The organism is Bradyrhizobium sp., from assembly GCF_036735945.1.
Lineage (GTDB): Bacteria > Pseudomonadota > Alphaproteobacteria > Rhizobiales > Xanthobacteraceae > Bradyrhizobium.
Window position 1 is genome coordinate 1 of sequence record NZ_DAINNI010000151.1, and the last position, 10,546, is coordinate 10,546.

Below are 10,546 nucleotides of genomic sequence, written 5' to 3' on the forward strand. Positions count from 1 at the left end.
TGGATGTTCTTCGGCCCGAGTTCGCGCGCCATCGCCTGCGCCACCGCGCGAAGCCCGAACTTGGCGCTGGCAAAGGCGGCAAAACCGCGTCCGCCGCGCAGGCTGGCCGTCGCGCCGGTGAAGAAGATGCTGCCCTGCCCGCGCGGCACCATCAGGCGCGCGGCCTCGCGGCCGGCGAGAAAGCCCGAATAGCAGGCCATCTCCCAGACCTTGCGGAACACCCGCTCGGTGGTCTCGAGGATCGGGAAGTTGACGTTGGCGCCTACATTGAAGATGCAGACCTCGAGCGGCGCTTCCTTGTCGGCATCGTTGAGGAAAGCGGTGATTTCCTCTTCCTTGCGCGCGTCGAGCGAGCGCGCAAAGATCGTGCCGCCGGCCGCCTGAATTTCATTCACCAGCGGGGCCAGCTTGTCGCCGTTGCGGCGCCCGGCGAAAACCGTAAAACCCTCGGCGGCGAATTTTTTGGCGATCTCGGCGCCGATATAGTCTCCAGCGCCGATGATCGCCGCGGTCGCATTTCTCTTAGGCATTTGCTGTTCTCCTGTTCGCTGCCCGTCGGCACGGCTTACGCGTCAGCCGGCGGCCGCGCCGATATTGCGCCGGTTCGCGGCTTCCCGCAGCTTGTGTTTGACGATCTTGCCGGTGGACGCCGCGGGCAAGACGTCGAGAAAATGAATTTCGCCCGGCCGCTTGTAGGAAGTCAGCAGGCCGGCGGCATAGGATTTGAGCTCGTCAACCTCGATTTTCGCGCCGGGCAGAAGCTGGACGAACGCGACCACCTCCTCATTGCCCTCGACGCTGCGTCCGACCACGGCCGACTGCACCACGAGTTCGTGCGCATTGAGCACGGCCTCGACCTCGGCCGGATAGACGTTGAAGCCGGAGCGGATGATCAGCTCCTTGGTGCGCCCCTCGATATAGAGATTGCCCTCGCGGCTGACCCGCGCCAGGTCGCCGGTGTTGAACCAGCCGTCGCGATCGATCGCGGCAGCGGTCTGATCCGGCGCGCGATAATAGCCCAGCATCACGTTGGGACCCCGAACATGCAACTCGCCGACGTCGCCTTCGGCGACATGATGGCCCTCGCGATCGACGATGCGATGTTCGATGCCGGGAAGGAAACGCCCCACGGTTTCGTCAGTGGCAGGCTGGGCCTCGCGCACGCCCGATAGCCCCGGCGCACATTCGGTGATGCCGTAGCCGTTGAGCAGCGGAATGCCGAACTCTTCCTCCATGCGGCGCTTCAGCGTCGGATCGAGCGGCGCACCGGCCACGCACATCATCCGCAACTGGCCACGATCGAGGCGCGATATGCCCTTTACCGCCTTGTGTTCGAGCAGGCGCTGATAGGTGGCCGGCACGCCTTGAAGCGTCGTGATCCCGTCCCTCGCGATCGCCTCGGCCAGCGCGGCGGGATCGGCTCTTGCGACGACATGCAGCGTCGCGCCGTGCATCAAGGTCGCTACCAGCAGGATCGAATAGCCCACGATGTGCGACATCGGCAGGACGCCGTAGATCCGGTCGGCAGGACCGGTGTTTCGCACGATGCCGGACGTTCTTGCCGCGACCAGCAGGTTGCGGTGGCTGAGCATGACGCCCTTCGGCGCCCCTGTCGTGCCCGAGGTGTACATCAGCGCCGCGACCTGGCGCGCGGAATCGGCCTCGACGGGCTCGGCCAGCGTATCCTCATTCAGCGGCCCGATGCCGATGCCGCCGAACGGCCCGATCGAGCCGATCGCGGCCCCGGCGTGCGCGGCGTGATCGGCGGCCTCTTTGGAGAGCGCCGCGTTGAACAGCACGCGGCGGGCGCCGCTGTGGGAGCGGATCTGTTCGAGCTCGCGGGCGCTGAGACGCGGGTTCACCGCAATCGCCCAGGCGTCGAGCTTGCCGATGGCGAACAGGATTGCGCCAAGGGCTACGCTGTTCTCGCTGGCCACCATCACCCGATCGCCGGGCCGGACCTCGAACTCGCGCAGATCGCGGGCCACCGCCTCGACCGCGTCCGCGAACTGACGGTAGCTCCATGTGCGGCCGGCCTCGACGAACGCCGGGTGATCGGGTATTTCCCGCGCAAACCTCGCATAGACATCGTGTACCCGCGACGGCAGCCCCTCGATCAGGTCATCGGCGGTGATGTTTTCGAGAACTTTCTTCACGGCGCCCTCTTTCAAAATGAACCTGTCTCTGCTGCTTGTGGTGATCCAGATGATTCAGGACGCGCGGCGACCGGCTTCCGCTGCGCCCTGTTGCGCAACGATTTCCTCTTCGACGTCGCGAAGCTGGTCCTTGCCGAAGAACATCTCGCCGTTGACGAAGAAGGTCGGCGAGCCGAAAGCGCCGCGATCGACGGCATCCTGCGTCAGCGCCATCAGGCGGTTCTTGACCGTAGCATCCTGCGATCTCGCGACGATGCGATCCACGTCGATGCCCGACGAGGCGAGCGCCTCGCGCATCACGCCTGGATCGTCCATCTTCCTGGGCTCTTCCCACATGTGGTGAAAGACCGCCTCAAAATACGGCCAGAACACACCTTCGGCTTCTGCCGCGACTGCGCCGCGCATCAGTTGCAGGGTGTTCACGGGGAAGAACGGATTGCGCTTGAACGTCGTGATGCCGTGACGGCGGATGAAGCGCTCGGTCTCCAGCGTCATGTATTCGCCCTTGTTCCTGATGCCCTTGAGATAGTCGGCAGGCGAGCTGTTGCCGGTGAGCTTGTAGATGCCGCCGAGCAGCACCGGCACATACGCAAACTTGGTGCCCGTGCGCCGCTCGATGTCAGGGATCAGGCGCGCCGCGAGATAGGCGTTCGGGCTGCCGAAATCGAACAGAAACTGGACCTTCAGCGCGCCGGCACTGCTCATTCGATCCTCCCTCGCCTCGATTTTTGCCGGACGCGATCGCGCGGCCGGACCTCGATCCTTGTTCTTCTATAGTTCTAAAAAAGAACTGTCAAGCCACGATCATCCGTACAATGTCGTGTGTGATACGGGCGGATGACCTTATTTATAAGTTCCGATAAGGAATTATATGCGCTATGCTGTTGGTTGAATTGATCAATGCTGGAGAGCGCGATGCGCTGGGACACACTTGAAGAAGAACCATGCTCGCTGGCGCGCACGGTTGCCGTGATCGGGGATCGCTGGAGCCTGCTGATCCTGCGTGAGTGCTTTCTTCGGATTCGCCGCTTCGAGGAGTTTCAATCCAGGCTCGGGATCACCCGGCACCTGCTGGCCGATCGCCTGAAAAAGTTCGTCCGCTACGGCGTGCTGCGCCGCGCGCGCTACCAGGAAAGCCCGGCGCGCTACGAATACATCCTGACGCAGCGCGGCCTCGACCTCTATCCCGTCGTGATGTCGATCGTGCATTGGGGCGACACCCACATGGTCGACGAGCGCGGCCGCCCGCTGCTACACCAGCACAAGAACTGCGGAAAAATGTTCGATCCCGTGATGATCTGCTCCGAATGCGGCGAGCCGCTGGTGGCGAAGCAGGTACACACGCATCCGGGGCCGGGCGCGGCGAAAGCCAGCGCGGCGTCGGCGTGAAGCGGTAGAGCGGCGCTGAACGGCCAGGGCCATTAAGCTACCCAAAAAGAAAGCCGCCCTTCGAGGGGCGGCTTTCGAATGCCTCATTCTCAGAGGCGTATCTTGGTTGCGGGGACATGCAACCATCTCAAATTACTATTTGAGGCAGTCGCTTAGCGTTGCCCTCCGAAGACAAAGGTCACACGTTCGAATCGTGTCGGGTGCGCCATCTTCTTCATTGTTTTGCAATACGATATATGTGCCGAACCGGGGCTGCGGTTCTGTCTCATTTTGGCGAGTAAGCAATCTGGAGAAAATCGTCGACGGGTGCAGATTGCTAGGTAACTGACGATGTGGGTCAGAACAGCATCGGTGGTTGCCGATAACCAAAGGGGTCAAAGAAACGCCGTATACGAGCTGATCCAGACCAGGATTGACATGATCAAGCCGACGACCCCGGCGTTGTCTGCAAACACGGTTGCAGTTCCCGGCATCCCGAGCCTGAGCTGGCTGCGGTCGATGTCCTTGGGTATGGAAATGGCCGCCGGATAGGCCTTGACGCCGCCGATCGAGCCGACCCGCGCGAGCGTCCCCGAAACCGCAATCTGGCCCTGTCCCACGCCCTGCGGGATGGAGGTAATCGCCGCGTTGTGAATCCGGCCGGGATCGTCGTCGAACACGAGCTTCACCCGCGCGCCGGGCTTGATGGTCTTAAAACCGTTGGGCGAGAACATGCCGACGATGGCGATCTCGTCGGCGACGATGAACGACATCACGGAGCGCGCCTGCACGGTGCGGTCGCCGACGGCGAGCGCCATCACCGTAACGCTGCCGTCGGCGGGCGCACGGATGGTCGTCTGGTCGAGTTCCCACTTGGCATTGTCGAGTTGGGCCTGGATTTGGGCGACCGTCGTATTGACGCCGCCGACCTCCGACTCCATGGCAAGTTGTGCGTTCAACTGCGCGGCTTTGGCCGCCTGGAGCTGATACTCCACCGTCTCGTATTGAACCTGTGTGTCTTGCAGGCGAAACTCGGTTTGCGCACCCTCGCCGGTGAGCTTGCTGTAATCCGCAAGCCGCTGCTTGTGATAGGCGAGTTGCTTGCCAAGCCCCTCGGCGTTGGCCGTCGCCTGCTCGTAGTTGGCCGCGAGTTGTTTGACCTGCTGCCGTGACTGGGCGAGCGAGGCCTCGAGTTGGCTGACTTTGTACTGGAACGGCGCCGGATCGATGCGGAACAGGATGCTCCCGGCTTTCACCGGCTCATTCGGCTTGACCGGTATTTCGACCACCTGGCCCGAAACATTTGGGGTGATCTCCGCGACGCGCGAAATGACGACAAAGCTTCCCGACGGAGTCAGGTAGTTGAACATCGCCAGGAACACCGCGAGGATGAACGCGCCGATGAGAACCGTAACGGTGCCGGAAGCCCAACCCCATTTGACGAGCTTGAGCTTCGAGAAAAAGAACCACACCAGGATCACGTAGAGCGTCAGGATGATGAACATGATTGGCCTCTGGTGTCTGCCATGCGTCGAGGCACGGCCCTTCTGTCCGTCACCTCCGCAGGCCGCCCGGCACGATTAATGCGCCCGAGCAGCCTGCTATCCGTGTCGTGCGACGCGGGCTATCGAACACACTTTTCGATGAACCGAAGGCGCTCGATCTCACCAAGCTTCTGGGCTTCTGCCTGCTTGCGGCACTCTTCTCGCTTGTCGATGGTCTGCTCAATTCTCTGCCCGAGCGTTTCGGTGGGGTTCGAACCGGCGGCAGCCAGTTCAATCTCGCTCGGCCGCCACGCCTTGGTGAAGAATGGCTCGAGCGGGCTGTAGAGACGCAGGATCGTGAACCAGCCCTTGCCGGGCATGGTTTGAATCCAGTTGCCGCGCGGCACTCCCTGCGGCTGCGTCGGGCCGAAATAGATGGTCGTCGAGCCGTCGACACCCGCTTCGGCGGCTGGCGATGGATAGGTCTGGCTGCCGGCGCGCGGATAGCGCTGCGGCGTGTCGAGCATCGATCGCGTCTGGTTATCGTAGACCGTGAACGACCAGAACGCCCGCGCAGGGATGCCCTTGGGCAGCGTTACCTTATAGGTTTTGCCGCCGTCAAAGGGGTTGTTGGCGGAATCGACAAAGCCCATGAGATATTGCGAGCCGACGTCGGGAATGCGCATGATCATGCCCGGCGAATCCAGCGTGTAGCCGTAGTAGAACGCAGTCCGCGAATCCAGCGTCCGTGCGCCGGTCGGCGGGAGTGGCTTGAACATGCCCTCTTTGGTGAACTCCGGCGGCGGCGTCTCGAAATTGGCGCCGCCCTCCCACAGCATGCTGCCCCACATCGAGCCGGGGTAATACGCCCATTCCGGATGAGGCACGGCGTAGCGCCAGTTCAGCAGGCGGCCGGTCGCGTTGCCAACGGCGGCGGCGTCGGTGAGGATCTTCTTCATTCGCGCATCGGGCTTGAACGGCTTGCCCTTCACGATGCCGATGGCGGCGAGCTGTCCTGACAGTTCCACGTCATAACTGGTCGCGGGCTCCTGCTGGACGTTCTCGTTGATCATTTCGAAGAAGCCGTAATCGCTGGGCGGGACCGTGTTGAACGCCTTGCCGCTGGCCTCGATAAACTTGATCTCGGGAACAGGCGGGCTCTTGTCGAGCCGCACCTTACCTTCCAGGGCTGTCGCGATACTCGTGCCTACGCCGCCCGGTGTGTAGGGATAAATCTTGAGATGCTTCTTGATCAACTCAACGGTTGGCTTGGGATCGTTGTTGGCCAGGAATGATCGCGCCGCATACAGCACGCGGTTGGTCTTGGAGCGCGCGATGTAGAAGCCACCTTCCGGCAGCGGGCCATCGTAGCCAGGCGGTATGAGGAGGTATTTGCCGCCCTCGCCGCGATCCGGCCCCGGAAAGCCGATATCGACGATCCACGAGAACCACATGTCGTTGATGGTGCCCAGCCCCATCGGGGGCTGCTCGACCACCATCGGCCCCTTAGACAGGTTCACCACCGCCATGTAGTAGATGGTGTCGGCATTGGCAGTGAGAAACAGCGACTTCGCATCCATCAAGTCGGAGAAGATGACCGGGGTGTTGTCCTCAGCGCCGATACTCTGAAAACCTTTGCCCAGGGCATACGCCGACGCGCCGCGGAAGCTGTTGTTGTAAACGTTGAGGGCGCGTGTGAAGTCCAGCGTGTCGCGAACCTTCTCGGCGGTTTCCATGGTTGGCGCGCCGTCTTTGAACTCCAGCACGCCGATTCTGGTCTCGACCCGATCCGGCGTGGTGAGCTCTTTCGGCGTCTGCGCGCCGGCTTGGGATGTGCCGGCAACAAGGGTTGCAGCGAACAGAAGCGACAGCGTGGACAGCTTGCGGTCTGCAGATTTCATGTCTCGGCCTCCAGTTTTGTTTGTTTGGAAGAGGCCTTCGCCTCGTTCGATGTCGTTCGTGTTGTCGTGGCGTGCTCAGCCGGATAGGCAACGGCAACTGTCCCGATGCCGGAATCACACGCTCCCCTGTCGTGACCAGAGCCATACGCGTTCGGAGACGTCCAGAATGACCTCTCGGCGCAACGGCATCTTGCCATTTCGCGCCAATCAGTCGGGGGAGGGACGCCTCCCTGGGGGCTTTCGGGAAGGACGCCGGTAGCCCGCCCCCGCTCTTCTCCGGTGACTGCTGCAGCCTGTCCCTGCTGGCGTGAAATGGCAAGACGCCGCCTCCCGTTTCAACGACATAGATGGACCAGCTTCCTGTCGACGCTCGGCCTCGCCTGAGGTTTGGGCGCGACGGGATTCGCGCGGTGACGAAAGCCGCCAGATAATCGCCACCTCGCAGAGTTATGGGACCATGTTGCGTTTTCTGATCCTGACAGCCGCAGCATTGACCTGCGGCGCCTGTGCCGGCATCCCGGACCAGATGATGAGGCCGGTCGACGTCGCCGCGGACGGCGCGACGCAAGTGCCGATACTCGTGGCGACGACCAGGCAGGCTGTCCCCGACAATCCGGGAACGATGTTCAACGGCGAACGCGCGAGCACGGTTTCCTACGCCACCGTCACAATCTCGATTCCGCCGAATGCGACGCGGACGGTCGGGCACGTCCAATGGCCGGCATCAGCGCCGGGAAATCCTCAGCGCGAATTCGTGACGGCGGCCGCGAGCTACATCGACAAGGCAGAGTTCAGCTCAGCGATCACCCGCGCGGCGCAGGCCGGCCGAACGAAAGTCCTCATCTTCGTCCACGGATTCAACAACCGGTTTGACGAAGCCGTATTCCGGTTTGCGCAGATCGTCCACGACTCGAAGTCGCAGGCGATCCCCGTTCTGTATACATGGCCTTCCCGTGGCGAAGTGGCATTGTCCGCCTACACGTATGATCGTGAGAGCGCCAACTATTCGCGCGATGCACTGGAACAATTGCTGGCGGCGCTCTCACGAGACCCCAACGTGGCCGAGATCAACATTGTCGCGCACTCCATGGGCAACTGGGTCGCGCTGGAGGCATTGAGGGCGCGCTCCATTCAGATGGCAGCGGCGGCGAACCGCGATCGCTCCAGCAAGTTGAAAAACGCTCTCCTCGTCGCACCGGACATCGACGTCGATGTCTTTCGCAGCGAGATCCAACGGATGGGTCCATATCGGCCACGCATCGAGCTGTTCGTATCACGCGATGACACGGCACTCGACGTCTCGAAAATCATCTGGGGTGGCGTCCCGCGGATGGGCGACGTGAACGTCCACGAAGAACCGTACCGCAGCGAGCTTGCGCGCGACAATATCGTCGTGTTCGATCTGACCAAGCTGAGGACCTCCGGCGACAATGCGCACAGCCGGGCTTTTGATGACATCACCGACGTGATGACGATGATCGAGCAAAGACTGCCGGACGAGCAACGATCAGCTTCGGCTCAGGAAAAGCGCCGATAGCGCCAAGCTTTTCGCGCAAGATCACTCGATAGACGTTCGACAACGCGATGCTGCCAATAACAGGCACACTGTTTTCCTGTCGGAAGGCAACTCAAATCGCGGGACGACGTTTCGACAGTCCGCCAAAGGCGGCCGTTCGGCTGCCTGTGCTTCTTCAGTCAACCTTCATCCGAATTCCCAGTCTCGCCCTCTCATCCTTGAACACGACAGCGATCGCTTCGATGATGAGCTTGCCCGGGTTCGCCTTGCAGTATTCGATCACTTCATGCTCGACGACTTTTCCCTTTTTCAGGTCCATATAGTGCTTCTTGGCCAAGCCGTTGTACCAACCGCTGTACCAGGCCGTCAGAGCGTCAGCGTCTTCCTGGTAAGTGCCCGCGAGCTGGGCGCAGGTCAACGTTTGAACGTTGATGAAGCCATTGCTGTCGACATAAGCCGAAAGCGGCGTTTGAGCGGCGGCGCCGGAGCAGGCAATCATAGTCGTAGTGGCGATAACGAAGAGATGTCGCATGTTAGATCCTCTGATTACGCGGATTTGCACAATTCGACATGGGGTGCGCTGCACGGCCTGCGCAGCTCACTCAAGGAACCCATCGCAGTTGCAGCGCGGATAAGCCCAGCGTGACGTCAAGAGCGACCGACCCTTCGACTGAAAGCGGCTGCAACGCAAAGCTTCTTCCAGATCCGCCGACCAGGACGTTGGCTCCGACGCCAAGTCCCAACGCCACGTCGCCGCTTGCGCCAACATAGGTACCCGCCAGCGCCCCCGTGGGCACGCCAGCGGTCGGCGCCAATACGCCCCAGGCCAGAGCGCCGCCGCCGATCACCCCGATATCGATGCCCACCGTGTTGAGCGCGCCTTCATAGATTTGCGCTGGGCCGGGGATGGATGGCACGAATCGGCACTCCATCGACTGGTGGCCGACAATAATGAATCCGATGCTCGGGTTGAGCTTGCAAGTCAGCATGCCCGACTGGGTCCAGGTCGGCGTCTGACCCGTAGCTGGACCTACGAGTGCAAACAGCGCTGCGGAAAGCGCCCACACCTTGAGATTCATGCCGATGTCCTCCCTCTTCAATTTTCCTCCGGATTTTATCTCGGTGCGAACGCCGGATACGGCTGGAGTAGACAATGCCTCGTCCCTCTTGATGAGGAGCAAATCTGGCATCCGCATTGGCTAGCCGCTATGCAAAAACCGACGTCACGCCGGGTTTCCTTCTCTTGTTGCTTCCAGGCAGCGCGCGATGCCGGCTACGACCTGCGCAGCAACATTGTCTCGGGGTTGGCCACCACGGTCGATATCAACGACAAGGTGACGCCGCTCGACCGCGTGCTGCTCATGGTGCGATCGCGCGGTGCCAAGCTCGGCGCAATTCGCACTCGATTTCGAGTTGCTGTTCGTCGGCGATGCCAGCGCATCACCGAGCAGCGCAGAGTGGACCGACCATTGTGAGCCCGACGCCAATGGCCGCCGCGGCCGCGGTCATGAAATTACTTCGTCACTATCCGCCGGGTCGGCACCACGGTGCTGGTCGGCGCCATCGGCGATATCGAGAACGTCAGCCACGTGTTCCAACCGGCCGGGCGATTCTCTGCGGCAAACTCTCCGTAGCCTTTGAGGTTCAGGTAACCCTGCATCTCGCCCACGGGAAACAGAAAGCCGACCTGCGGACCGACGCCGAGCACCCGCGACCGGAAACCACCCAGAGCGGGATGCTGGCCAAAGTCGTCGGTGATCTGCTGATAGGCATATCCGACAAGGCCAACGAAGACCTGCTTGGATAGAAACTGGGAGGCGCCCCAATCCAGATGGAAGTCGACGCCGTTCTGGTATTGCGTATCCTGATTCTTCAAATTGTAGGTGAAGCCCGCGACCGCCGAAAACTCGTGGCCGGCTTGCGGATTGAAATAGGTGTAGCCGCCACCGGCGTCGACGGCAGCGTGACCGATGCCGAGATTGGCGAGGCGGGTCGGACTGTAAGCTCCGACGGGAACGTCTCCGGTCACGTAGGTCATGAAATTGTGCACGCCGGCATTCCACTTGAGCGTCGCCTGCGGGTAGAGGTCGCCGACCGAGGTGATCGAATCGCCGAAACTGC

The 10,546-nt window shown here is 61.7% G+C and carries 11 protein-coding genes; 3 read left to right on the forward strand and 8 right to left on the reverse strand.

All coding sequences use genetic code 11. The features are described 5' to 3' along the window. From V7E26_RS26780 to V7E26_RS26790, 3 genes are all read right to left on the reverse strand, one after another. A partial coding sequence (locus tag V7E26_RS26780) for an SDR family NAD(P)-dependent oxidoreductase (RefSeq protein WP_324422155.1) occupies positions 1–530 on the reverse strand: 530 nt, incomplete at its 3' end. Between the two features lie 42 nt (positions 531–572). Beyond that, positions 573–2,156: a class I adenylate-forming enzyme family protein gene (locus V7E26_RS26785; protein WP_324422157.1), complete on the reverse strand. Its 1,584-nt coding sequence runs from the start codon at positions 2,154–2,156 to the stop codon at positions 573–575. A 54-nt stretch (positions 2,157–2,210) separates the two neighbouring features. Next, the gene (locus V7E26_RS26790) at positions 2,211–2,861 is read right to left on the reverse strand and encodes a 2-hydroxychromene-2-carboxylate isomerase (protein WP_324422159.1); all 651 of its coding nucleotides are present in this window, start codon (positions 2,859–2,861) and stop codon (positions 2,211–2,213) included. Between the two features lie 210 nt (positions 2,862–3,071). Here V7E26_RS26790 and V7E26_RS26795 point away from each other — a divergent pair, with 210 nt between their 5' ends. Beyond that, the gene (locus V7E26_RS26795) at positions 3,072–3,545 is read left to right on the forward strand and encodes a winged helix-turn-helix transcriptional regulator (protein ID WP_324422161.1); all 474 of its coding nucleotides are present in this window, start codon (positions 3,072–3,074) and stop codon (positions 3,543–3,545) included. 374 nt (positions 3,546–3,919) lie between these two features. Here the strand turns inward: V7E26_RS26795 and V7E26_RS26800 are convergent, their stop codons facing one another. Together V7E26_RS26800 and V7E26_RS26805 are read right to left on the reverse strand one after the other, a co-directional pair. After that, on the reverse strand, positions 3,920–5,029 hold the full coding sequence (locus tag V7E26_RS26800) for an HlyD family secretion protein (protein ID WP_324422163.1): 1,110 nt from the start codon (positions 5,027–5,029) through the stop codon (positions 3,920–3,922). 119 nt (positions 5,030–5,148) lie between these two features. Next, a complete protein-coding gene (locus V7E26_RS26805) occupies positions 5,149–6,909 on the reverse strand; it encodes a DUF1254 domain-containing protein (protein WP_324422165.1) in 1,761 nt (586 codons plus the stop codon). Positions 6,910–7,366: 457 nt separating this feature from the next. On the opposite strand from V7E26_RS26805, the gene V7E26_RS26810 reads away from it, so the two are divergent. Further along, complete coding sequence (locus V7E26_RS26810; protein WP_324422167.1) at positions 7,367–8,446, forward strand: alpha/beta hydrolase; 1,080 nt, start codon at positions 7,367–7,369, stop codon at positions 8,444–8,446. 154 nt (positions 8,447–8,600) lie between these two features. On the opposite strand, the gene V7E26_RS26815 is transcribed toward V7E26_RS26810, so the two are convergent. Both V7E26_RS26815 and V7E26_RS26820 read right to left on the reverse strand, forming a co-directional pair. Then, positions 8,601–8,957 (reverse strand): HdeA/HdeB family chaperone, encoded by a 357-nt coding sequence (locus V7E26_RS26815; RefSeq protein WP_324422169.1) that lies wholly within the window; start codon positions 8,955–8,957, stop codon positions 8,601–8,603. A gap of 70 nt (positions 8,958–9,027) precedes the next feature. After that, on the reverse strand, positions 9,028–9,606 hold the full coding sequence (locus V7E26_RS26820) for a DUF992 domain-containing protein (protein WP_324422171.1): 579 nt from the start codon (positions 9,604–9,606) through the stop codon (positions 9,028–9,030). A gap of 27 nt (positions 9,607–9,633) precedes the next feature. Here V7E26_RS26820 and V7E26_RS26825 point away from each other — a divergent pair, with 27 nt between their 5' ends. Next, a complete protein-coding gene (locus V7E26_RS26825; protein ID WP_324422173.1) occupies positions 9,634–9,900 on the forward strand; it encodes a hypothetical protein in 267 nt (88 codons plus the stop codon). Between the two features lie 38 nt (positions 9,901–9,938). On the opposite strand, the gene V7E26_RS26830 is transcribed toward V7E26_RS26825, so the two are convergent. Next, on the reverse strand, positions 9,939–10,546 hold a 608-nt coding region (locus V7E26_RS26830), incomplete at its 5' end, for a SphA family protein (protein ID WP_324422175.1).

What these genes read in the sequence shown, in the direction of transcription:
- V7E26_RS26790 (WP_324422159.1), bottom strand. Translation starts at nt 2,861, where the DNA reads ATGAGCAGTGCCGGCGCGCTGAAGGTCCAGTTTCTGTTCGATTTCGGC.
- V7E26_RS26795 (WP_324422161.1), top strand. Translation starts at nt 3,072, where the DNA reads ATGCGCTGGGACACACTTGAAGAAGAACCATGCTCGCTGGCGCGCACG.
- V7E26_RS26800 (WP_324422163.1), bottom strand. Translation starts at nt 5,029, where the DNA reads ATGTTCATCATCCTGACGCTCTACGTGATCCTGGTGTGGTTCTTTTTC.
- V7E26_RS26805 (WP_324422165.1), bottom strand. Translation starts at nt 6,909, where the DNA reads ATGAAATCTGCAGACCGCAAGCTGTCCACGCTGTCGCTTCTGTTCGCT.
- V7E26_RS26810 (WP_324422167.1), top strand. Translation starts at nt 7,367, where the DNA reads ATGTTGCGTTTTCTGATCCTGACAGCCGCAGCATTGACCTGCGGCGCC.
- V7E26_RS26815 (WP_324422169.1), bottom strand. Translation starts at nt 8,957, where the DNA reads ATGCGACATCTCTTCGTTATCGCCACTACGACTATGATTGCCTGCTCC.
- V7E26_RS26825 (WP_324422173.1), top strand. Translation starts at nt 9,634, where the DNA reads ATGCAAAAACCGACGTCACGCCGGGTTTCCTTCTCTTGTTGCTTCCAG.